We start from the raw sequence: 20,465 nt of genomic DNA, 5'->3' as shown, positions 1-20,465 counted from the left end.
CGCTGACCGTGCGGTTCCTCAGGCATCGGACGCCCGATGCCTGAGGGAGCGCGCCGTCGATCCGCGGCTACCGGGGCAGCAGGCGGGCGAGCGCGTCGGCGAGGTCGATGGAGTCGCCGTCCTTGCCGCCCGCGCCGAGCACCAGCGGCGGGCGTGACGGCGTCGGGCGGACGCCGCGCACCCGGTCGACCAGGCTCAGCGGCGCGGTGAGCACGTAGAAGTCGCCGTCCGTGCTCACGGCGACGGTGCGGTCATGGCGCAGGTACCAGCCGCGCAGCGGCGTGCGGGCGGCGCCACGACCGCCGTACCCCTTGACCTGCAGCGGCTCGGGGGGCAGCCGCGCCGCGGTGGCGTCCGCGACGAACTCCGCGAGCATCGCCTCGGCCCGCGCGTGCTCGGCGTCCTGCCGCGCCGCGAGGCGGGCCGCGTGCTCACGGGCGGCCTCGGTGCGCTGCTTCGCCCAGTCGTCGCTCATGCCCGCAGTCTCCCACCCGGCGCCGGACGCCGGGGCGTCCGCTACAGCTCCCGCTCGGCGTACGCGACGAGGGCGTCACGGACGAACGTCGCCCCGGCCACCCCGCCGTAGTTCGCCGCGAACCGCTCGTCGGCGACGTACATCTCGGCGAGGCCCACGACGTACGCACGCGGCGGCCGCCCGACGTCGGAGCCCGGCGTCCCGGGGACGGACCCGAGCCAGGCGGCGTGCCGCGCGGCCAGCTCCTGCGCCTCGTCGGACGCCGGGTCGACGCCGCGGGCCGCCGCGTCGGTCCACGCCCGGCTCAGCTCCGCGGTGCGGGCCTTCCAGTCGGCCTGCCCCTCGGGTCCGAGCCCGCGCCACCAGGCGTCGCCCTGCCGGTACGCGTCCGCGCCCCAGCGCTCGGTGACCTCCTGCTCGTGCTGCGTGTGGTCGAACCCGTCGAGCATCTCCTCGGCCATGATCGGCCTCCCCTTCTCCAGTGCGGTCAACGTCCGTCCCACCGACGCGATCTGCCGGTCGAGCCGGCGCCGCTCGTCGTGCAGGGCCGCGAGGTGTCCGCGCAGCGCGGCGGCCTCGTCGGTCTGGGCGTCCAGCACGTCGCCGATCTCGGCGAGCGGCAGCCCGAGGTCCCGCAGCAGCAGGATGCGCTGGAGGCGTCGGACGGCGACGTCGTCGTAGTGCCGCAGGCCGGCGGGCCCGGTGCCCGACGGGGGCAGCAGGCCGATCTGGTCGTAGTGCCGCAGGGTGCGGCTGGAGACCCCGGCGAGGCGGGCGACGTCCTGGATGGAACGGCTCATGCCACCGACGCTAGAGGTTGACGTCGCGTCAAGCGCAAGGAGGGGGACTCAGGCCCTCCGGTCGACCAGGTCGCGCAGGGCCTCCACGACGAGGGCGTGGTCGTCGGCCTGCGGGAGCCCCGAGACGGTGACCGTCCCGACGACTCCCACGCCGTCGACGCGCACCGGGAACGCACCGCCGTGCGCCGCGTACTCCTGGAGCGGGAGCTGGTGCTGGGCGTTGAAGTCGGTGCCCTTCGCCCGCGCCCGCAGACCGACGAGGTACGACGACGCCCCGAACCGTTGCACGACCCGCACCTTGCGCTCCACCCACGAGTCGTTGTCGGCGGTGGTGCCCTCGCGGGCGGCGTGGAACACCTGCTGCGTCCCCTTGCGGACGTCGACGGTCACGGCGAGGTCCCGCTCGGTCGCGAGCTCCACGAGGAGGCAGCCGAGGCGCCAGGCGTCGTCGTGGGTGAACCGGGCGAGCGTCAGCTCGCGTTCCTGCTGCTCCACCTCGGCGACGAGGGCGGTGACGGCGGCGAGGTCCTCGGGTGCGCTCATGGGGTCAGCCTGGCACGCCGAGCCGGGTCAGGTGGTGTCAGGCGGGGATGGCGGCGGCCACGGGCCAGGTGGTGCGCGCGGCGCGGCGCAGCCACAGGTCGGGGGCCGCGCCGAACGGCTCGGCGTGCCCGGCGACGTCGCGCTGGACGTCCTGCCAGGCCTCGCGGGCGAGGTCCACCCAGGCGCGCGGGTACGACGGCGACCGCTCCACGAAGTCAGCGAGGTCGAGGGCGTGCACGCCCCCGGTGGCGTCCCGCTCGACGTCGAGGTCGAGGTCGACGAACCAGCTCACGGGCGACGCCGCGACGACGCCCGTGGCGACGTCGACCCGGACCGTGCCGTCGTGGCGGAACCGTGCCACCCACGGGTCGGCGACGGGCAGCAGGAGCGTGCCGTCCGGGACGGCGAACCAGTCGCCCCACTCGTCGCTGCCGAGCACGACGGCGGTCCAGCGCGCGCGGACGGCGCCGCAGGGCTTGCGCTTCTCGACGACGACGCTCGTCATCCCTGCTCCTCTCGCCGTGCCCGACCCTCGCGCCGGACGGTGGCGCCCGTCGGCGGGTGTGACGACGATAGTGAGCGGCGTCACCGACGCGGAACCCCCGGCGGGATGACGATCCGGCGCTGATCGGGTGAACTCCCGGTGAACACGCCCGTGGCGGGGTTGGTGCGCCCGGGGCGGCCGGTCCCAGGATGGGGGCATGACGCGACGACACCCCTGGTCCCTGCCTGCCCTGACGCTCGTGGCGGCGCTCGCGCTGACGGGTTGCACCGGCTCCTCCGCGCCCGACGACGCGCCGTCGTCGGCGACGCCGTCCGCGAAGGCGAGCTCGCCGGACGCCTCGGCCGACGGCTCGGACGGCGCGTCCCCGGAGGCGAGCGCCTCGACGGGAGCCGGGTCCGGTGACGGCACGGGCGACACCGACGACTCGGGCAGCGGCACGGACGACGGCGCGGCGGGCGGGGGCGACGTCGACCCGACGACGGGGGCGCTGGGCGCGATCGCCCTGGCCGCGGCGGAGGCGGGCGGCGCCCCGTTCGCCGTCGACGCGGAGGACGGCGGCTGGGTGGTCGACGTCGCGGTGGACGGGGGCGCGGTCGAGGTGAGCGTGGACGCGGCGGGCACCGAGGTGCAGGGCACGCGGGACGCCGACCTCGACGCGGACGACCGGGCGGCGCTGGAGGACGCGGCGGTGGGGCTGCCCGAGGCGGTCCAGCGGGTGGTGTCCACCACGGGCGGGACGCTGCGGGAGGCGGACCTGGAGTCGGGCCGGTCCGCGCACTGGAGCGTGTCGGTGACGGTGGACGGCGCCGAGCAGGAGCACCGGGTGGACCTCGCGACGGGGGACGTCACCCGCGACGACGGCTGACCCGGCCCCGGCCGCCCGTCAGCCGGGCAGCACGTCGTCGGCCGCGGGGAACGACCGCTGCGCGCCGTGCGTGGTCACCGAGTACGCGCCGGCCCGCACGGCGGTGCGGGCGGCGTCCGCGAGGGTGTCCCCGCCCAGGAGCCGCCAGGCGAGGGCGCCGACGAACGCGTCGCCCGCCCCGGTGGTGTCGAGCGGCTCGACGTGCGGGGCGGGCACGACCACGGGGGCGCCGTCGTCCGTCGAGGCCTCCGCGACGACCGCGCCCGCGCCCCCCATGGTGAGGACGACGGACCGCGGCCCCAGCTCCAGCAGGGCGTCGACGACGGCGAACGGGGCGTCCGGCACGGGCCGGGCGGCGTCGTCGAGGAGCCGGCGCGCCTCGCCCGCGTTGACCACGAGCGGGTCGGCGAGCGCCAGCACCGACGGGTCGAGGTCGACGACGGGTGCGAGGTTGAGCAGGACGCGGCCGCCGGCGGCGCGGGCCGCGGCCTCGATGCCAGGCACGGGGATCTCCGCCTGGAGGACGACGACGTCGGCCCGGGCGAGGAGGTCGGCGTGCCGGGCGACGACGTCGGCGTCCACGGTGGAGTTCGCCCCGGGCACGACGACGATGGAGTTCTCCCCGTCGGCGGACACGGTGACGAGCGCGACCCCGGAGTGCCCGTCGACCTCGGCGACGGCGTCGAGGTGGACGCCGGACGTCCGCAGCCCGGCGAGGGCGGTGTCGGCGAACGGTCCGGTGCCGACCGCGCCGACGAGCCACACGTCGGCGCCGAGCCGGGCGGCGGCCACCGCCTGGTTGGCGCCCTTGCCGCCCGGCAGCACCGCCATCGACTCCGCGAGCACGGTCTCGCCCGGCACGGGCTGGGCGGCGACCCGCGTGACGATGTCGGCGTTGACGGATCCGACGACCACGATCGAGGGCACGTGCGGGAAACCTCCGGGGGCGGGAACGGCTGGGGTGCGGCCGTGCCATGATCCCGCACGAATGTTTCGGGCCGGTGCCGGTGTCCACAGGGCGTCCGGTCAGGACGCCAGGACCTCCCGCAGGCGGGCGGCGAAGGCGGCCGGGTCGTTGTCGGGGGCCCACTCGTTGCGCATGAACCCGCCGTGGTCGCCCGGGAAGTCGGTCGTGGGGGTGCCGAGCGCCGCGGCGAGCGCGGTGGCGCCCCGGGCCGCGAGGGTGCCGGGCGGCGAGGTGACGCCCGCGGCGGGCACCACCCGCAGGTCCCCGGCGGCGGTCAGGTCGCGCAGCCGGTCGAGGTCGGGCTCCCACAGCGGCATGGTGAGCAGCGACTTGCCGAGCAGGAGGTCGTCGCGGCGCCCGTCGTCCTCGGCGGGCAGGCCGAACTGTGCGGGGTCGGGGTCCGGCGCGTCGAGGTACGCCTGGTCGATCGGCGCGGTCGCCGTGACGAGCTGGATGAACTTCGCCATGGCGGGCCCGAACCCGGTGCGTCGGTACGTCTCGACGATGTCGGCCTGCGCGCGGACGGCGAGGTCGCGGTCCGCGAGCAGGGAGGTCAGGGGCGGCTCGTGCGCGACGAGGGTCCGCACCTCGTCGGGGTGGTCCGTCGCCCACGCGAGCGCGGTGACGGCGCCGCCGGACGAGCCGAGGACGTCGAGCGGGCCGAGGCCCGCGTCCTGGGCGACGGCGTGCAGGTCGGCGGCGTGGTGCTCCACGGTCACCTCGCCGTCGTCGAGGAGCTTGGAGCGGTCGGTGCCGCGCGGGTCGTAGGTCAGCACGGTGCGGTCGCCGAGCTCGGCGACGACCTGGGCGAAGCCGGAGGCCTCCATCGGGCTGCCGAGGACGAACAGCGGCGGGTGCCCGCCGTCGGCGGCGGGGGTGTGGACGTCGTAGGTGAGGACGGCGCCGGGGACGTCGAGGGTACGGGTCTGGATGGTCATACCGGGTGGACGACCGACGACGCCGGAACTCATCTACTCCTCGTCGGGCGAGCTCTCCCAGTCCTCGTCGTCCTCGATGGTGAAGGAGCCGCCGAAGTGGACGGCGGACGGGTCGACGCCGAGCCCCTCGGCGATCTGGCGGCGCATCTTCTCGGCCATGGTCATGCCGACGGACGTCTCGTTCATCGACCGGTAGGTCTCGGCGTCCACCCCGAAGCGGGCCCGGGTCCAGGCGTCGAACGCCTCCTCGTAGGCGGTGCTGGCGGCCTCGACGACGAACTCGGCGACCTCGCCGAGGGGGAAGTGGCGTGTGCGCACGGGGGTGCCCTCGCCGGCGGCGAGGGTGATCGCGAGGATCCCGTCGGACACCTGGTGGGAGACGAGCTCAGGGCGGCGGAAGTACTCGGTGGCCCGGTGCTTGAGGTGGACCACCAGCAGCTCGTCGCTCACCGGTTCGCTCGTGGGGGGCTGCGGGTAGGTGCGGGGCTCGGGTCGCGTGCTGGTGTCGCTCATCATCTTCGAGGATGCTCCCGCGGAGCGGTTTTGTCACGACGGTTCTCCACGGGCGCAACGGTGGGATCCGCCACGTCCACGTCGTCCACAGCCCTGTGGACGACGCCTGCGGCCGGCACTCCCCCGTCGCTAGCGTGCCCGCCATGTCCCGACTCGCCCTCGACACCGACGAGCTGGCGGCCGCCGCCCGTGGTCTGCACGGCGCGGCCGACCTGCTGGCGGCCGCCCGCGACCACCTCGACCCCCGCGGCGACCGGCCGGCCGGTCACCCGCTGCTGGACGGCGCGGTGGCCGACCTCGGTGCGGGATGGACGGCGCGGCACGACGCCCTGGTGGAGGCGCTGACGTCGGTCGCGGGGGCGCTGCGCACGGCCGCGGAGCGGTTCGCCGACGCCGAGCGGGTGAACGTCGCCGGTCTGGCGCGGCTCCTCGCGGGCCCGGGCGCCGGGTCCCCCGGTCCGGACGGTCCCGCCGCGGGCAGCCCCCCGGCCGGATCCCCGACGACGGCGACCGCGCTGTGACGGCCGACGCCGACCTCGCGCCGCTCGCCGGGTCTCCTCCCGGGCTGGCCACGCTGGCCGGTGCGGCGTCGCGGGCCGCCGGGGCGCTGGGCGGCACCCGCGCGGACCTCGCACGCCTGGACGAGGCCCTGGCGGGGCACCGGTCCGCGGCGGTGGAGGCGGCAAGGGAACGACTGGCCCGGCTCGGGGCGGACGTGGCGCTGTGCGCCGACGTCCTGCGCACCGCCGCCGGGGTGCTGTCCCGCCGGTCCACCGGTCTGTCGACCGAGCAGGACGATGCGGCCCGCGCCCTGTCCGCGCGGGACGACGCCCTGGCCCGGCTCGCCCGGGCCGAGGCGGACGAGGCCGCCGCGCTGCGCGGCGACCCGGCCGTCGCCCTCGCCGACGTGGCGCAGCGCGCCTGGGACGCCCGGGTGCGGGCCGAGCAGGCACGCGGGGACGTCGCCGCGGCGGAACGGGCGTGGCGGACGGCGCGGGACGCGAAGGACACCGCGTCGCGGCAGGCGGCTCCGCTGCTCGACGGGCTGGCGGACGCCCGGGCGGTCGCCGTGTCGGCCGCGCACGGCGTCGGAGCGGGCGACCACGCGACCGCGTGGCGGCGCGGCACCGACCTCGCTGCCGACGTGCCGGGCACGTTCACCGGCGGCCCCGAGGCCCGGGACGCGGCCCGCACCGACCTGTTCGACGCCCTCGTCGCCGCCCAGGGCGACCCGGCCCTGTGGACGGCGTTCTGGGACGCGGTGGACCCGGCCGCGCTGTCCACGGCCCTCGGCGCCGCGCCGCCACCCGCCGTGACCGACGCCCTCGCCGGCGGGCTCGGGGTGTGGGCCGCGAGCGCCGACCGTCGCGAGCGGTACCGGATGGGTGACGGCCTGGTCGCGGGCGTCGGGACGGGGACGGACGCGCACGACCGCGCCGCCGGGCTCGGCGAGCTGCTGGGCGCCGCACGGCTGCCCGCCGCGGTGTGGGCGGGCGCCGCGGACGCCCTCGTCGCGCGAGGCACCGCCGCCGGGCCGGACGACGTCGACGCGGCGGACCTCGCCCCCGTCGTCGTCGCGGTCGCGACCGGGCTCTCCGCGCACCCGCGGGCCGCGCTCGACCATGTGGCGCCGTCGGACCCCGACGCCCTGCTGGACCGCTCGCGCTTCTGGTTCGGCCGGACGCCGCCGGACGGCTGGCCCGACGGCGGGGTCGCCGTCACCGGGCTGCTCGCCGCAGCCGTGGCGGTCGGGGCGCGCCCGGGCGCCGACGTCCCGACGCAGGAGCGCGCGGCGCGGGCGGTGTCGGCGGCCACGACCGAGCTCGTCGGCGACCGCGGGCTCCTGACGGTGGGGCGGCGGAACGGGCCGGTCGACCCGGTCGCCCGGGCTGCCGTCGTGGAGCTCTACCGGCCGTACGTCGCGTCGTTCGGCGAGAACGTGGAGCTGGCGGACGAGGAGGCGAGCGCGACGCCGGGCACGCTCCTGCCGCGGGTGTGGGTCGACGAGGCGGGCGACGGGACGATCGGCCCGGGTGTCGACCTCCCCTGGCCGGTGGTGCAGCCCGGCCTGGACGCCTTCGCCCTGCGCGACGTCGTCACCGCGACGTCGGAGGGCTCCGCGGACGCCGACCGCTGGCTGCACCTGCTCGACGGGTACGTCGCGGACAGCGCCGAGGTGGCCACCGGCAGCGGGCTCGACGGCGAGGACCGCAAGACGGTGGTCACGAACGCGCTGGACGACGTCTCGTTCGTGGCGGGGTCGATCCAGTCCCCCGTGATCGGTGCCGCCGAGGCCGTGGACGGTCGTCGCGGCACCGTCGCCGCGGCGACGTCGGTCGGGCTCGGCGTCGCGACCGCCCCGGCCGCCGCGCCGGTCTCGCTCGCCGCGACGATCCTCGGCGCGATCCTGCCCGGCCTGGTCCCCGACACCGTCTCCCCGGCGCGCGAGGAGGTGCTCCGCACCGAGCCGCTGGTGCGCGAACGCTTCGCCGAACCCCTCTACCGGGCGGTGGTCGACCAGGACGTCGCCCGCGGGGCGACCCCGGAGGCGGCCGCGGCGGACAACCAGGCCCTGCACCCGCACGGCCCGGAGCTCTCCGGGGGCTTCGGGAAGAACTACGACCTCGGATCACGTCTCGGACGACAGCTGGGAGAGAGCACATGACCGCACGACGCACGATGACGCTGCTGTGCCGCGGGGAGGTGATCGTCCCTGCGGTGAGCCTGACCGTCGTCGCCCTGATCGTCGCCACCCTGACCTGGTGGGCGCCCGCCTGGGTGCAGGCACAGGCCGAGGAACGGGATCGGGCGGTGGCCCACCTGCGGACCTGGCGCCCCGACCCGTGGACGATCACCGCGGCGGACGTCCCGCAGGGTGGTGTCGTCCCCGTCGAGGACGACTGGCTCCGCACCGGCTGGCCCGGCGACCCGACCGTCCTGGACCCCGGCCGTGTGCCCGGTCTGCGCGCCGTGCTGGCCAACCGCCAGTCCGCCCGTGACGCCGACGCCCTGGAGGGTGGCGTCCAGGGCGTCCGTTCCGGACCGGTCGACGTCTTCAGCCGGACCGTCGTGCTCCCCGCGGACCAGGGCTACTCGCCGCTGCGCGCGGGCGAGCTGTTCGACAGGCTCTCGCACGGCGTCCGCGACGCGCTGGCCACCGCGCCCGACGGCGGGCGCCCCGGATACGTCGATCTCGGGACGCTGGCCGGACCGGTCCTCACGCCGGCGCACTGCGAGCAGGACGAGTGCCCGGCCCCCCGGGGCGACGGACCGGACGACCCGCCCGTCGTGACGCTCACCGGGGTCGAGGTGCTGCCGTCCTGGATCGAGCCCCGCCGGGTCACGACGGCGGTCACCTGGGTCGAGGACGTCGTCGTCATCGTGGCGACCGTGTCCCCGGTCGGGGCGGAGGTCCCGGCCGAGCTCGACGCCGAGCACCTGCTCGACGTCCTCGCGCAGAAGGTGCGGGACGACCCGCCCCCGCCGTCCCCGGACGAGATCGAGCAGGCGGCGGTCAGTCCGCGGCAGGCTCCAGGCGGAGCTCGATGACGGGCACGACGCGGCGCCAGTCCGCCTCGCCGTCCGCGTCGGCGAGCGGGCGCGCCCAGGGCGCCATGACGGGCTCGAAGGTCCGCCACCGGCGCGGGTGCTCCTGCGCGTACCGCTCCAGGTGGGCGGCCGCGCCGTCCGGGTCGAGGCGGACGGCGACGGCCGGGACGTGGCTGCGCCGCCCCACGGAGACCAGCACCCGCGGGTCCGCCGCGACGTTGCGCAGCCACTGGGACCGCGGTCCCAGGCCGGAGACGACGACGTAGCGGTCGTGGCCCTCGCGGCCCGTGACCTCCAGGACGGCGGAACGCAGCTCGCCGCTGGTGCGGCCCCGGTGCTCGAGCAGGAGCATGTCCTCGCCGAGCAGCCACCCCAGGCCCGCGCGGTAGAACCGGATGGGCGCGCGCACGAACCAGCGGGTCCGGAGCAATCGGGACATCATGGTCACCGTTCCAGGCTAGCCCCGGTCCGGCGGAACGGGCCGGACGGTCCTACGATGACGGCGTGCCCGCGCAGGCCCCCTCGGACGACACGGAGCTCGTCGGCCCGGCCGGGACGTCGTGGACGTCCCCCTGGCGGGTGGACGTCGTCCTGGCGGTCGCGACCGCGGCCGGGGTGACCGCCGGCGGGGCCCTCGCCGCGTGGGGCCGGCCCGACGCGGCGCCGACATGGTTCGCCGGGTCGGCGCTGGTCGCGCTGGTCGTGGGCGGGCTGGTGGTGCTGCGCCGCCGCGCCCCCGGGACGATGCTGGTCCTCACCGCCGCGGTCACCGTGGCCGGAGCCGTGGCCGACGTCCCGGCCGCGACGACGGTCCTGCCGGCGGTGGCCGCGCTGGGGGCGGCGGCCGCGGCGGGACGGGTCCGGGCCGCGGCGTGGACCGGCGGGGTGGTCGTGGTCGCGCTCGCCGTGGACCGGGCCGCCCTCGACGGCGCGCTCGACCCGGCCGCCGCCGGGGAGGGTGCCGCCGGTGCGGCCGTGGCGACCGGCCTCGTGCTCGACGTCACGCTCGTCGTCGCGGCCGTGGCGGTGGGGATCGTGGTGGACCTGCGCGCGCGGCTGCGCACCCTTGCGGCGCCGCCGCCGACCCGTCCCGTGACGGGAGCGCCCGAGGGCGCCGTGCCCCGGCACCGCGAGCACCTGCGCATCGCCCACGACCTGCACGACCTGCTCGCCCACAACCTCACCGTGGTGGCGCTCCACACCGGCGTGGCGAGCGCCGCCGTCGGCCGCGACGACGACTCCGCCCGGACCGCGCTGCGGCACGTGCGCGACGCGACCGCCGCCACGCTGCACGAGCTGCGCGCGACCACGCTGGTGCTGCGCCAGGACGACCCCGTCCCGGCGAGCGGGCCGGGCGCCCGGGGCGTCCCCCCGGCGGCGACGGGGCCGGCCGGGCTGTCCTCCCTGGTCGAGCCGGTGCGGGCCGCCGGCGTGGAGGTCGTGACACGGGTCGAGGTGCCCGCCGCCAGCATCGACGCCGTCGTGGACGCCGCCGCGTACCGGATCGTGCAGGAGGCCCTGGCGACCGTGCTGCGGCACGCCGTCGCGGAACGTGCGGTGGTGCGGCTCACCGCGACCGACGGCCGGCTGCGGATCACGGTGTCGGACGACGGCCACGGGCCCCGGGCGGCCGACGTCGAGTCCGGCGCCGGCATGGTGGCGGCGCGGGAGCGGGCCCGCGCGCTCGGCGGCACGCTCACCGTGCGCGAGGTGCCGTCGGGCGGGCTGACCGTGGTGGCGGACCTGCCGACGCGCCTGCTGGAGAGCCCCCGGACCCCGTCGGCGGCCGTCGCGCCGTGACGGCGTCCCCCGGGCCGTCCCGGACCTGCCACGCTGGACCCATGGACCTCGCACCCACCGGCACCGCGCCCGGCACGGACCCCGCGCGATGAGCCACGGGCACGACCACGCGCACGGCCCGGCCGGGGGCGCGCACCGCGGCCGGCTGGCGGTCGCGCTCGGCATCACGCTGACGGTCGTGGCGGCGCAGCTCGTCGGGTCGCTCGTCACGGGCAGCCTGGCGCTGCTCGTCGACACCGCGCACCTGCTCGTCGACGCGTCCGGGCTCGCGCTCGCGCTGTCCGCCGCGCACCTGTCGCTGCGACCCCCCACCCCGCGCCGCACCTGGGGGCTGCGCCGTGCGGAGGTGCTGGCGGCGCTCGCGCAGGCGGCCCTGCTGCTGGGCGTGGGCGTGTTCGTGCTGGTCGAGGCCGTCCGACGGCTGAGCTCGCCGCCCGACGTCCCGGGCACGGAGCTCCTCGTGTTCGGCGTCGTCGGGCTCGTCGGCAACCTGGCCGCGCTGGGGGTGCTCGCGTCACGCCGGGACGCGTCCCTCAACCTGCGGGCCGCGTTCCTCGAGGTCCTCAACGACGCGCTCGGGTCGCTGGCGGTCGTCGTGGCGGCCGTGGTGCTGATGACCACGGGCTTCCAGGGGGCGGACACGATCGCGGCGCTCGTCATCGGCGCGCTGATCCTGCCCCGCGCCCTGCGGCTGCTGCGCGACGCCGCCGCCGTGCTGCTGGAGTCGACGCCCCCCGGGCTGGACCTCGCCGACGTGCGCGAGCACCTGCTGCGGGTGCAGCACGTCCGCGAGATCCACGACGTGCACGCCTCCCTCATCGCGACGGGCCTGCCCCAGCTGTCGGCGCACGTCGTGGTCGAGTCCGGGTGCTTCACCGACGGGCACGCGGGCCGCATCCTCGACGAGCTCCAGGAGTGCGTCGCGGAGCACTTCGGGGTGGAGCACACGACGTTCCAGGTGGAGCCGGACACCCATCCGGAGCACGAGCACCCGACGCACGCCTGACCGGTGCGGTCAGCCCGCCAGCACGCGGTCCACGACGTGCTCGGCGATGGCGAGGCTCGACGTCGCCGCGGGCGACGGGGCGTTGCGGACGCTGGTGACGCCGTCAGCCACCTCGACGACGAAGTCGTCGACCAGCGACCCGTCGCGGGCGACGGCCTGCGCGCGCAGCCCGCACCGTCCCCGCTCGACGTCGTCGGGCCCGACGTCCGGGACGTACCGCTGCGCGGCGCGCAGGAACGTGGAGGTCAGCAGCGAGCCCTTCACCTCCCGCACGCCCGTGACCCAGTGCCGGGCGGCCATGTGCCAGAACCCCGGCCAGGCGAGGGTCGTGGCGACGTCCCGCGGCGACGCGGCGAACCGCCGGTACGACCCCCGGTGCAGGGCGAGCACCGCGTTCGGGCCGACCTCCAGCGCCCCCGTGACGGTCCGGGTGAAGTGCACGCCGAGGAACGGGTAGCGCGGGTCGGGCACGGGGTAGACCATGCCGCGCACGAGGTCGCGCTTGGCGGGCCGCACGGTCAGGTACTCGCCGCGGAACGGGACGACGACGGGCCCGCGCCCGCCCCCGACCATCGCCGCGAGCCGGTCGGACTCCAGGCCGCCGCACACCACGAGCCGCTCCACACGGTGCTCGCGGCCGCCCGCCCGGACGACGCTGCGACCCGCGGTGCGCTCCACGGACGTGACCCGGGAGGACAGCAGCACCCGGCCGCCGCCCGCCTCGACGTCCGCGGCGAGGCGCCGGCAGACCGCGACGAAGTCGGTGATGGCGGTGTGCGGGGAGTGCAGGGCCGCGAGCCCGGTCGCGTGGGGCTCGATCTCCTGGATCCCCGCGCCGTCCACACGTCGCAGGCCCGGGACGCCGTTGGCGCGCGCGGTGCCCTCCAGGGCGTCGAACCGGGCCCTCTCGGCCGGGTCGACGGCGACGACCAGCTTGCCGACCTCGTCGTACGGCAGGGAGTGCTCCGTGCAGTACTCGTGCAGCAGGGCCCGGCCGCGGGTGCACAGGTCGGCCTTGAGGCTGCCGGGACGGTAGTAGATGCCGGCGTGCACGACGCCGGAGTTGTGCCCGGTCTGGTGCGCGCCGAGCGTGTCCTCGGCCTCCAGCACGGTGACGTCGGCGTCGGGGCGGCGGCGCAGGATCTCGCGGGCCACGGCCAGGCCGACGATCCCCCCGCCGACCACCCCGAACGTGGTCGAGGACTCGCCCACCGGCGGGTCAGGCGTCGTCGCGGCCGCGCTCGCGGTCGCCCTGGAGGGCTTCCTTGAGCATGAACGCGGGCAGCAGGAACGTCGCGAGCATCGTCACGAGCCAGACGATGATCGGGCCGAGCACCCAGCCCTGCCAACCGGCGACGTCGAGCCCCTCGGGCGCGATGAGCGCCGCGAGGAAGATCGCCACGTAGGTGGTCACCAGGCCGACGGCCCCGAGCAGGGCGGGGGCGTTGCGCCGGGCGATCTGCGCGAAGAAGGGCGACAGGATCGCCTGGCCGAGCGCGAAGATCACCACCGCGAGGACGAACGCCAGCGGGTTGCCCCAGTCGACGTCGAACGTCTCCCACCCGAAGGCGTTGAAGAGCACGTCGGTGAGCACGATGCCGATCGCTGCCGCGACGAGGAAGATCGCGGTCCGGGCCAGAAGTCGGATCATGGTCGAAGCGTGACACACGTCACGATTCGGCGCGCGAGATCCGGGCGGACCTCACCCGGTCAGATCTTGCTGTCCCGGTAGTACCGCTCCGCCCCCGGGTGCAGGTCCACGGGGGCCGTGTAGATGGACCGGGTACGGTCGAGAAGGGCGGCCGACGGCACCTGCCCCGCCAGGGTTCCCCTGTTCCCGAACAGCGTGGCCACGAGGCCGTACGCCACGTCGTCGGGCATGCCCGCGGGCACCACCAGCACGTTCGGCACGGCGAGGGTCTCGACGTCCGCCGTCGACCCGTAGACGCCCTCGGGCACCACGCCGTGCCGGTAGCCGTCGCCGTGCTCCGCCCGCATCGGGTCGACGACGTCCGCGAGCGGCACGAGGCGCAGCGGCATCTCCTCGGCGAGCTCGACGAGGCCCGGCGTGCGCAGGCCGCCCGACCAGAAGAACGCGTCGATCGTGCCGTCGCGCAGCGCGTCGATCGACTCCGTGATCCCCAGCTCGGACACCTGCAGGTCGGTGACGTCGACGTGCGCCGCGGTGAGGACCCGGTCGGCGATGAGGGACGTCCCCGACCGCGACGCCCCGGTGGACACGCGCAGGCCGCGCAGGTCGGTGACGTCCTTGACGTCCGACCCGGCGGGCACCACGAGGTGCTCGAAGTCGTCGTAGACGCGCGCGAGGGCGCGCACGTCCACGGGCTCGTCGAAGTCGCCGCGGCCGACGGCCGCGTCCTCCAGGGCGTCGGCCGCGGTGAACGCGAGGTCGGCGGTGCCGTCCGCGACCAGGTGGAGGTTCTCCACCGACCCCCCGGTCTCCAGCACCTCCACGTCGATCCCGTAGCGGTCCTCCAGGACGGCGGCGAGCGCCTGACCGTAGCCGTGGTAGATCCCCGTCGTGCCGCCGGTGGCGATGGTGAGGGTGCCGGGCAGCTCGTCGACCCAGCGGTCGTCGGCGCCGGTGCAGGCCGCCAGGGAGGCCCCGGCGAACGCCAGCGCGGCGAGCGCCGCGGCGGCGCGACCCACGGGACGGCGGGGGGCGGGCCGGGTCATGCGGGGTCCTCCCAGGACGGGACCAGCAGGTGGGCGCGCAGGCCGCCGCCGTCGGGGAGCTCGAGCCGCAGCCCGCCCCCGGCGGACGCCAGCAGCTCGGACGCGATCGCGAGCCCCAGCCCGGAACCGCGCACGGCGCTGTGGCCGGGGCTGCGCCAGAACCGGTCCGTGAGGCGGTCGAGCTGGTCGGCGGGCACGCCCGGGCCGTGGTCCCGCACGGTGACCTCGACCATGCGGCCGTCGGCACGGACCTCGACCTCGACGGGGGTGGCCGCCGGGGAGAACTTCAGCGCGTTGTCGACGATGGTGTCGAGCGCGGCGCCGAGCGCCGTCGGGTCGGCGGCGCCCCACAGGGCGCCGGGCGCCGAGCGCACCGTGAACTCCCGGGCGGGGTCGAGCAGGCGCCAGCCGTCGGCGTGCCGCTCGACCAGGTCGACGACGTCGAGGGGCTGGACCGGCCCCGTGGCGGCGTCCTCGGCGAGCAGCAGGAGGGCGTCGAGGATCTGCGCCATGTGCTCGGCCTCGGCGCGGACGTGCTCGACCTCCGCCGTGCTGTCCGCGGGCACGCTGAGGGCGAGCGCCTCGATGCGGAGCATGAGGGCGCTGAGGGGGTTGCGCAGCTCGTGCGAGGCGTTCGCGACGAACTCCTGCTGGCGCCGCATGAGGTGCTCGACGCGCTCGGCCATCTCGTTGAACCGCTCGACGACCTGGCGCAGCTCGGGCGGGCCGGTGGACGCCGGGATGCGTTCGTCGAGGCGCCCGCTGCCCATCTGCTCCATCGCGCGGTCGACGGCGCGCACGGGACGCAGCACCCAGCCCGCCGTGCGGTCCGCGACGAGCAGCGCCAGCAGGGCCGTCACGACGCCGCCCGCGATGAGGATGGCCCACGAGTACCAGATGCCGCGCCGCACCTGCGCGGTGTCGGACGACGTGACGAGGGCGCCGACGACGTCCCCGCCGTCGAACACGGGCTCGGCGACGACGATGTCGTCGGTGTCCCACGGCCAGACGTCGGTCGTCAGCTCGGCGCGGTGGCCGGCGAGCGCGGCGGCGCGCTCGGGGACCTCCCGGACGTCGAGCCCGGCCACGGCGACGGGGTCGCCCGCCTGGTCCACGACGGCGGCCCGCACCCCGTACAGCTCGTGGTACCGGTCGAGGTCGATCTGGACGAGGGTGGGGTCGTCCGTGAGGATCGACTGCCGCGCGGTGATGCTGAGGTAGGCGGCGTCGCGCAGCCGGTCGAGGAACACCTCCTGGTGGTGCGCCCGCGTGATGGAGACGACGTAGAACATGCCGAGCAGGAGCAGGATGAGGGCGATCGGCACGTAGATCAGCGCCATGAGGCGTGCGCGCACGTCACCGCCGTCCCGTGACGCGGTAGCCGACGCCCCGCACGGTCTCGACGACGTCGGGCTCGCCGATCTTGCGGCGCAACGACGCGACGTGCACCTCGAGGGTGCGACCCAGCCCCTTCCAGCTGGACCCCCACACCTCGCGCAGGATCCGCTCGCGCGCCAGCGCGGTGCCGCGGTGGCGCACCAGCAGCGCGAGCAGGTCGTACTCCTTGCGGGTCAGACCGACGACGGTGCCGTCCTCGCGGCGGACCTCGCGGGCGGCCAGGTCGACGCTCAGCCCGCACGCGTCGACCACCTTGGCCTCGCCGCGGCCGTCCCACTCCCGCGAGCGCCCCCGCCGCAGCACGGCGTCGATGCGCGCCAGGACCTCGCGGATGTCGTAGGGCTTGGTGACGTAGTCGTCGGCGCCGAGCTCCAGGCCGCGCACCCGGGCCTCGAGCTGGGTGCGCGCCGTCACCATGATGATGGGGGTGTCGGACACCAGACGGATGCGGCGGCAGACCTCGAAGCCGTCCATGTCCGGCAGGGCGAGGTCGAGCAGCACGAGATCGGTGCGCTGGTTCAGCGCGTCGAGCGCGCTCGCACCGTCGGCCGCACGGATGACCTCGTACCCGTGCTTGCCCAGGACGGACACCAGCGCGCCGGCGACGTGCTCGTTGTCCTCCACGACCAGCAGCTGCACGGGTCGAACCTAGCGGATCGGACCGCCCCGGGAACCGGACGTCCGGCTCCGGTGGGTCGTCAGGAGACCGCGTCGACCGCGCGGAGCTCGCGCAGCAGGTACGGCGCCATGGTGCGCGTGTAGGTGGTGGTGAGGTGGCTGTTGTCCCGGTAGACGTTGACGCCGCCGATGACCGACGGGCAGCGTCGGTCGTCGCAGTAGTAGTCGGTGAGGTCGACGTAGCGGCTGCCCGGCACGGCCTCGACGGTCCCGGCGAACGTGTCCGGGAACGGGAAGGCGCGCTTGCGGGACGTGTCGCAGCTCGTGGGCCCGACGACGTCGAGCTCCTCGAGGCACTTCGACGGGCCGGTGCGGTGCCACGGGTTGTCCGACAGCGCGACGATCGGCACGCCGGCGTCGGCGACGGGACGCCAGTCGGCGGCCATGCGCTCGACCTGCTCCGGCGCGGACCCGGACAGCATCTTGAGGTAGCCGGTGGTGACGACGGCGTCGATGCGGTCCGCGTTGTCGAGCAGCCACGGGCGCAGCTGCGCCTTCCAGGTCTCGCACGTCTCGGAGCGCTGCGGGTCGTCGTAGTTCATCTGCCCGGTGGTCCACGCGCAGGTGGCCTTGAGCTGCGGGGTGAGGCTGATGCGCCCCTCCTCGGCCAGCGCGATGAACGCGGGCAGCATGGCGCGGGCGTGCGAGTCCCCGACGAGGACGAGGTGCGGGACGTCCGGGTCGTCGACGGGACCGAACGTGCACTCCTTGAGGACGTCCTCGTCGCCCTCCACCCAGCAGTCCGGGTAGTCGGCGTAGTCCCCGCCGACGGCCTCGGGGGCGGGCACGAGCATGCCGTCGAGGTCGGGGTTCTCGCAGGGGTCCTGCGGGTCCATCGACCCGGCGCCGAAGCAGGGCGGCATGTCCGCGACGAGGCGTTCCGCGACCGCGGCCTGCTCCTGGGCGCGGGCGTCGGCGACGTACCAGCCGGCACCCGCGACGGCGGACACCGCGAGGGCGACGACGGCGGTCAGCCCCAGCGCGCGGCCGGGACGCTGCAGGCCCCAGCGGTGCGTGAACCGGGCCGGGTCCTCGACGTACCGCTTGGTGAGCGCGGACAGCACGACGACGCCGACGAGCAGCAGCACCCGGTCGAGCAGGCCCACCTCCCGGCCGAGGGCGAACGGCGCGAGGATGATGACGGGCCAGTGCCACAGGTACAGCGAGTAGGAGATCTCGCCGGCGTACTGCACGGGGCGCAGGCGCATGAGCGGCGCGGGCGACGCCGTCCCGGTGGGGGTGCCCGCCCAGATGACGGCGATCGTGGCGAGGACGGGCCAGATCGCGGCCGTGCCCGGGAACGGGGTGGAGGCGTCGTAGAGCAGGCCGCACCCGGCGATCGCGGCGAGACCGGCCCAGCTCAGGGCGACCCGGACGACCTCGGGCAGCGGCCGGACGCCGCGGGCGAGGACGAGCGCGAGCAACGCGCCCGCGCCGAACTGCCAGGCGCGGGTCGTGGTGACGAAGTAGGCCGACGACGGGTTCGCGACCGTCAGCCACAGCGAGTACACGAACGACGACGCGGTGGCGACGCCGAGCACCACCGCGGTCGCGGTGACCAGCGACCTGCGCAGGCGGGTCGCGAGCACCGCGGCGCCGAGGACGAGCAGCGGCCACACCAGGTAGAACTGCTCCTCCACCGACAGCGTCCAGTAGTGCTGCACGGGTGACGGGTCGTTCTCCGCGGCCAGGTAGTCGACGGCGTCGGCGGCGAGCACCCAGTTCTCGACGTAGAGGGTGGCGCCGATGGTCTCGCGGAACCACTGCTGCCACAGCGTGACCGGGACCAGCAGGAACGTCGCGACGGCCGAGACGCCGATGACGAGGTACGCGGCGGGCAGCAGGCGGCGGGCGCGGCGGGCCCAGAACCGTGCGAGCCGGACCCGTCCGGTGGACTCGACCTCGCGCAGCAGGTGGCCGGTGATGAGGAACCCCGAGATGACGAAGAACACGTCGACGCCGACGTAGCCGCCGGGGACGCGGCCGGGCCAGAAGTGGAACAGCAGGACCAGCACCACGGCGAGGGCGCGCAGCGCCTGGACCTCGAGCCGGACCGGCGTCGGGGCCGCCGGGGCGGCCGTGCGGGTCGCGGCGTCCTGGTCGGGGTGCTGCCCGGGGCGGAGCGTGGTGCTCACGTCGCGTGTCCGATCGGTGAAGGGGAGGTGACGCATCATCCTACGAGAGGCACCGCCCCGGGGGCGTCGTGATGGACTGGTCCCATGCCGATCTCGCCGCTGCCCCGACCCGACCGGATCCGCCTCGTCGTCACCGACATGGACGGGACGCTGCTCGACCCGGCGGGCGACGTGCCGGAGGGCCTGTACCCCCTGCTGGACCGGCTGCACGCGGCCGGGATCACGTTCGTGCCGGCGTCGGGCCGTCAGCACGCGACCATCGCCGCGGCGTTCCCGGCGGACCGGACGCCCGCACGCGAGGACCTGGTGATCGTCGCCGAGAACGGCACGCTGGTCACCCGGGGCGACGAGGTGGTGTCGGTGGACATGCTGGACGACGCGGTCGTCGCGGACGTGGTGCACGCGGTGCGCGGGCTGGGGACGACGCGCGGCGGGGGCGCGGTCCTGGCGGGGACGCGGGGCGCGTACGTGGAGCGGTCCGACGCCGCGTTCGTGGACCACGTGCGCACCTACTACAACGCGCTCACCGTGGTGGACGACCTGCTGGCCGTCGACGACCGGGTCCTCAAGGTCGCGGTCTACGACGACGTGGACTCCGCGACGGGCACCCTGCCGGCGCTGGTGCACCTGCGTGCGACGCACCAGGTCGTCGTGTCGAGCCCGCACTGGATCGACGTGATGAACCACGGCGTGAACAAGGGGGTGGCGCTGCGCCGCCTCCAGGCCGAGCTCGGCGTCGGGCCGGACGAGACGATGGCGTTCGGCGACTACCTCAACGACGTGGAGATGCTGGCGGCGGCCGAGTGGTCGTTCGCGATGGCGGACGCCCACCCGGACGTGCTGGCGCACGCACGGTTCACCGCGCCGAGCAACGCCGAGCACGGGGTGGTGCGGGTGCTGGAGGCGCTGCTGGACGCGCGGGTGCCGAGCGCCTGATCCTCAGCCCTGCGACGGCAGGGCGGGCAGCGGCCCGAGGAGGTGCCGCTGGACGGCGGGGGCGAGGAGCGCGACCACGTCGTCCACGGGCAACGTGGCGAGCGGTTCCAGCTCGACGACGTAGCGGGCGAGCGCGATGCCGATGACCTGCGTCATGGCGAGCTCGACGCGCAGCCGCCGCTCGTGCTCCGGGACGGTCCCCGCCAGGGCGCCGTCGAGCACGCGGCCCAGGACGAGTCCGCGGAGCCGGTCCCGGGCGACGTCGTGGGTGAGCGCGGACCGCACGACGGTGAGCATCTGGTCCCGGGTCTTTGGCGACTCCCACACGCCCAGGAAGGTGCGGGCCACGCGTTCCCCGAGCTGGTCGGGCGGGCCGGCGAGCGCCTCGGCCATGCGGTCGGCCACGCCGGCGGGCGGCTCGACCGTCTCGGCGAAGAGGCCGTCCTTGTCGCCGAAGTAGTGGTGCACGAGCGCGGGGTCGACGCCTGCTCGGGCGGCGATCCGGCGCAGCGTGGCGCCGCGGTAGCCGTGCGCCGCGAACTCGCTCCGCGCGGCGTCGAGGATCTGCTCGCGCGCCCCGGTGGTGCCCGCCGGTCGGCCGGGTCGTCGTCGGGGGGCGGAGTCGCTCATGGCACGACTCTAACTCACCCCCTGTTGACT

22 protein-coding genes are annotated in these 20,465 nt (G+C 76.0%); 7 read left to right on the top strand and 15 right to left on the bottom strand.

All coding sequences use genetic code 11. The annotated features are described in order from the left end of the window. Nucleotides 1–67: 67 nt before the first annotated feature. Genes ATJ88_RS01405 through ATJ88_RS01390 form a run of 4 tightly spaced genes read right to left on the bottom strand, consistent with a single transcriptional unit; the run spans nucleotide 68 to nucleotide 2,323 of the window. Nucleotides 68–475, bottom strand: coding sequence for a hypothetical protein (locus ATJ88_RS01405; protein ID WP_098462223.1), 408 nt, complete (start codon nucleotides 473–475; stop codon nucleotides 68–70). A gap of 41 nt (nucleotides 476–516) precedes the next feature. Beyond that, complete coding sequence (locus ATJ88_RS01400; RefSeq protein WP_098462221.1) at nucleotides 517–1,275, bottom strand: MerR family transcriptional regulator; 759 nt, start codon at nucleotides 1,273–1,275, stop codon at nucleotides 517–519. A 48-nt stretch (nucleotides 1,276–1,323) separates the two neighbouring features. Continuing rightward, on the bottom strand, nucleotides 1,324–1,818 hold the full coding sequence (locus tag ATJ88_RS01395; RefSeq protein WP_098462219.1) for a heme-degrading domain-containing protein: 495 nt from the start codon (nucleotides 1,816–1,818) through the stop codon (nucleotides 1,324–1,326). Nucleotides 1,819–1,855: 37 nt separating this feature from the next. Then, entirely contained in the window at nucleotides 1,856–2,323 is a 468-nt protein-coding gene (locus ATJ88_RS01390; RefSeq protein ID WP_098462217.1) for a DUF402 domain-containing protein, read from the bottom strand. A gap of 196 nt (nucleotides 2,324–2,519) precedes the next feature. Here ATJ88_RS01390 and ATJ88_RS18245 point away from each other — a divergent pair, with 196 nt between their 5' ends. Continuing rightward, nucleotides 2,520–3,188, top strand: coding sequence for a PepSY domain-containing protein (locus ATJ88_RS18245; RefSeq protein ID WP_170023477.1), 669 nt, complete (start codon nucleotides 2,520–2,522; stop codon nucleotides 3,186–3,188). An 18-nt stretch (nucleotides 3,189–3,206) separates the two neighbouring features. On the opposite strand, the gene ATJ88_RS01380 is transcribed toward ATJ88_RS18245, so the two are convergent. The 3 genes from ATJ88_RS01380 to ATJ88_RS01370 form a co-directional block, all read right to left on the bottom strand. After that, the gene (locus ATJ88_RS01380; protein ID WP_098462215.1) at nucleotides 3,207–4,115 is read right to left on the bottom strand and encodes a ribokinase; all 909 of its coding nucleotides are present in this window, start codon (nucleotides 4,113–4,115) and stop codon (nucleotides 3,207–3,209) included. Between the two features lie 99 nt (nucleotides 4,116–4,214). Next, the gene (locus ATJ88_RS01375) at nucleotides 4,215–5,093 is read right to left on the bottom strand and encodes an alpha/beta fold hydrolase (RefSeq protein ID WP_098462213.1); all 879 of its coding nucleotides are present in this window, start codon (nucleotides 5,091–5,093) and stop codon (nucleotides 4,215–4,217) included. Nucleotides 5,094–5,126: 33 nt separating this feature from the next. After that, the gene (locus ATJ88_RS01370) at nucleotides 5,127–5,606 is read right to left on the bottom strand and encodes a hypothetical protein (RefSeq protein ID WP_141538585.1); all 480 of its coding nucleotides are present in this window, start codon (nucleotides 5,604–5,606) and stop codon (nucleotides 5,127–5,129) included. 143 nt (nucleotides 5,607–5,749) lie between these two features. Here ATJ88_RS01370 and ATJ88_RS01365 point away from each other — a divergent pair, with 143 nt between their 5' ends. From ATJ88_RS01365 to ATJ88_RS01355, 3 genes are read left to right on the top strand one after another with little or no spacing between them, the layout of a single operon-like run. After that, entirely contained in the window at nucleotides 5,750–6,127 is a 378-nt protein-coding gene (locus ATJ88_RS01365; RefSeq protein WP_141538584.1) for a hypothetical protein, read from the top strand. Continuing rightward, nucleotides 6,124–8,271, top strand: coding sequence for a hypothetical protein (locus ATJ88_RS01360; RefSeq protein ID WP_098462206.1), 2,148 nt, complete (start codon nucleotides 6,124–6,126; stop codon nucleotides 8,269–8,271). The genes ATJ88_RS01365 and ATJ88_RS01360 overlap by 4 nt, the downstream gene beginning before the upstream one ends. Continuing rightward, nucleotides 8,268–9,155: a hypothetical protein gene (locus tag ATJ88_RS01355; protein WP_098462204.1), complete on the top strand. Its 888-nt coding sequence runs from the start codon at nucleotides 8,268–8,270 to the stop codon at nucleotides 9,153–9,155. The genes ATJ88_RS01360 and ATJ88_RS01355 overlap by 4 nt, the downstream gene beginning before the upstream one ends. Here the strand turns inward: ATJ88_RS01355 and ATJ88_RS01350 are convergent. Beyond that, nucleotides 9,121–9,594 (bottom strand): nitroreductase family deazaflavin-dependent oxidoreductase, encoded by a 474-nt coding sequence (locus tag ATJ88_RS01350; protein ID WP_211287438.1) that lies wholly within the window; start codon nucleotides 9,592–9,594, stop codon nucleotides 9,121–9,123. The two genes, ATJ88_RS01355 and ATJ88_RS01350, sit on opposite strands and share 35 nt — an antisense overlap. A gap of 65 nt (nucleotides 9,595–9,659) precedes the next feature. Between ATJ88_RS01350 and ATJ88_RS18965 the strand changes: the two genes are divergently transcribed. Together ATJ88_RS18965 and ATJ88_RS01340 are read left to right on the top strand one after the other, a co-directional pair. After that, nucleotides 9,660–10,955, top strand: a complete 1,296-nt coding sequence (locus ATJ88_RS18965; RefSeq protein WP_098462201.1) for a sensor histidine kinase — start codon at nucleotides 9,660–9,662, stop codon at nucleotides 10,953–10,955. An 88-nt stretch (nucleotides 10,956–11,043) separates the two neighbouring features. Next, nucleotides 11,044–11,961 carry a cation diffusion facilitator family transporter gene (locus ATJ88_RS01340; protein ID WP_098462199.1) on the top strand — a complete coding sequence of 306 codons (918 nt, stop codon included), beginning with the start codon at nucleotides 11,044–11,046 and terminating at the stop codon, nucleotides 11,959–11,961. Nucleotides 11,962–11,970: 9 nt separating this feature from the next. Here ATJ88_RS01340 and lhgO read toward each other — a convergent pair whose 3' ends face one another. The 6 genes from lhgO to ATJ88_RS01310 are packed head-to-tail and all read right to left on the bottom strand — an operon-like array spanning nucleotide 11,971 to nucleotide 18,869. Next, nucleotides 11,971–13,173 carry an L-2-hydroxyglutarate oxidase gene (gene lhgO / locus ATJ88_RS01335; protein WP_098462198.1) on the bottom strand — a complete coding sequence of 401 codons (1,203 nt, stop codon included), beginning with the start codon at nucleotides 13,171–13,173 and terminating at the stop codon, nucleotides 11,971–11,973. Nucleotides 13,174–13,180: 7 nt separating this feature from the next. Further along, a complete protein-coding gene (locus tag ATJ88_RS01330; RefSeq protein ID WP_098462196.1) occupies nucleotides 13,181–13,612 on the bottom strand; it encodes a phage holin family protein in 432 nt (143 codons plus the stop codon). Nucleotides 13,613–13,671: 59 nt separating this feature from the next. Next, complete coding sequence (locus ATJ88_RS01325) at nucleotides 13,672–14,658, bottom strand: TAXI family TRAP transporter solute-binding subunit (RefSeq protein ID WP_098462194.1); 987 nt, start codon at nucleotides 14,656–14,658, stop codon at nucleotides 13,672–13,674. Beyond that, on the bottom strand, nucleotides 14,655–16,013 hold the full coding sequence (locus ATJ88_RS01320) for a sensor histidine kinase (protein WP_141538583.1): 1,359 nt from the start codon (nucleotides 16,011–16,013) through the stop codon (nucleotides 14,655–14,657). The genes ATJ88_RS01325 and ATJ88_RS01320 overlap by 4 nt, the downstream gene beginning before the upstream one ends. A gap of 1 nt (nucleotide 16,014) precedes the next feature. Next, nucleotides 16,015–16,695, bottom strand: coding sequence for a response regulator transcription factor (locus ATJ88_RS01315; RefSeq protein WP_098462191.1), 681 nt, complete (start codon nucleotides 16,693–16,695; stop codon nucleotides 16,015–16,017). A 59-nt stretch (nucleotides 16,696–16,754) separates the two neighbouring features. Then, nucleotides 16,755–18,869, bottom strand: a complete 2,115-nt coding sequence (locus ATJ88_RS01310) for an acyltransferase family protein (RefSeq protein ID WP_170023476.1) — start codon at nucleotides 18,867–18,869, stop codon at nucleotides 16,755–16,757. Nucleotides 18,870–18,953: 84 nt separating this feature from the next. Between ATJ88_RS01310 and ATJ88_RS01305 the strand changes: the two genes are divergently transcribed. Then, the gene (locus ATJ88_RS01305; protein ID WP_098462188.1) at nucleotides 18,954–19,805 is read left to right on the top strand and encodes a Cof-type HAD-IIB family hydrolase; all 852 of its coding nucleotides are present in this window, start codon (nucleotides 18,954–18,956) and stop codon (nucleotides 19,803–19,805) included. A gap of 3 nt (nucleotides 19,806–19,808) precedes the next feature. Here ATJ88_RS01305 and ATJ88_RS01300 read toward each other — a convergent pair whose 3' ends face one another. Further along, a complete protein-coding gene (locus ATJ88_RS01300; protein ID WP_098462187.1) occupies nucleotides 19,809–20,435 on the bottom strand; it encodes a TetR/AcrR family transcriptional regulator in 627 nt (208 codons plus the stop codon). Between the last annotated feature and the right edge of the window lie 30 nt (nucleotides 20,436–20,465).

This window comes from Isoptericola jiangsuensis, assembly GCF_002563715.1.
GTDB classification, from domain to species: Bacteria; Actinomycetota; Actinomycetes; order Actinomycetales; family Cellulomonadaceae; genus Isoptericola; species Isoptericola jiangsuensis.
Note: the sequence above shows the minus strand (reverse complement) of the source record. Positions and strands in the feature narration are given on the sequence as shown.

Excerpts from the sequence above, each read along its gene's own strand:
- ATJ88_RS01340 (WP_098462199.1), top strand. The coding sequence starts at position 11,044 with ATGAGCCACGGGCACGACCACGCGCACGGCCCGGCCGGGGGCGCGCAC.
- ATJ88_RS01400 (WP_098462221.1), bottom strand. The coding sequence starts at position 1,275 with ATGAGCCGTTCCATCCAGGACGTCGCCCGCCTCGCCGGGGTCTCCAGC.
- ATJ88_RS01300 (WP_098462187.1), bottom strand. The coding sequence starts at position 20,435 with ATGAGCGACTCCGCCCCCCGACGACGACCCGGCCGACCGGCGGGCACC.
- ATJ88_RS01370 (WP_141538585.1), bottom strand. The coding sequence starts at position 5,606 with ATGAGCGACACCAGCACGCGACCCGAGCCCCGCACCTACCCGCAGCCC.
- ATJ88_RS01350 (WP_211287438.1), bottom strand. The coding sequence starts at position 9,594 with ATGTCCCGATTGCTCCGGACCCGCTGGTTCGTGCGCGCGCCCATCCGG.
- ATJ88_RS01395 (WP_098462219.1), bottom strand. The coding sequence starts at position 1,818 with ATGAGCGCACCCGAGGACCTCGCCGCCGTCACCGCCCTCGTCGCCGAG.
- ATJ88_RS18245 (WP_170023477.1), top strand. The coding sequence starts at position 2,520 with ATGACGCGACGACACCCCTGGTCCCTGCCTGCCCTGACGCTCGTGGCG.
- ATJ88_RS01375 (WP_098462213.1), bottom strand. The coding sequence starts at position 5,093 with ATGACCATCCAGACCCGTACCCTCGACGTCCCCGGCGCCGTCCTCACC.
- ATJ88_RS01390 (WP_098462217.1), bottom strand. The coding sequence starts at position 2,323 with ATGACGAGCGTCGTCGTCGAGAAGCGCAAGCCCTGCGGCGCCGTCCGC.
- ATJ88_RS01355 (WP_098462204.1), top strand. The coding sequence starts at position 8,268 with ATGACCGCACGACGCACGATGACGCTGCTGTGCCGCGGGGAGGTGATC.
- ATJ88_RS01405 (WP_098462223.1), bottom strand. The coding sequence starts at position 475 with ATGAGCGACGACTGGGCGAAGCAGCGCACCGAGGCCGCCCGTGAGCAC.
- ATJ88_RS01325 (WP_098462194.1), bottom strand. The coding sequence starts at position 14,658 with ATGACCCGGCCCGCCCCCCGCCGTCCCGTGGGTCGCGCCGCCGCGGCG.
- ATJ88_RS01305 (WP_098462188.1), top strand. The coding sequence starts at position 18,954 with ATGCCGATCTCGCCGCTGCCCCGACCCGACCGGATCCGCCTCGTCGTC.
- ATJ88_RS01365 (WP_141538584.1), top strand. The coding sequence starts at position 5,750 with ATGTCCCGACTCGCCCTCGACACCGACGAGCTGGCGGCCGCCGCCCGT.
- ATJ88_RS01330 (WP_098462196.1), bottom strand. The coding sequence starts at position 13,612 with ATGATCCGACTTCTGGCCCGGACCGCGATCTTCCTCGTCGCGGCAGCG.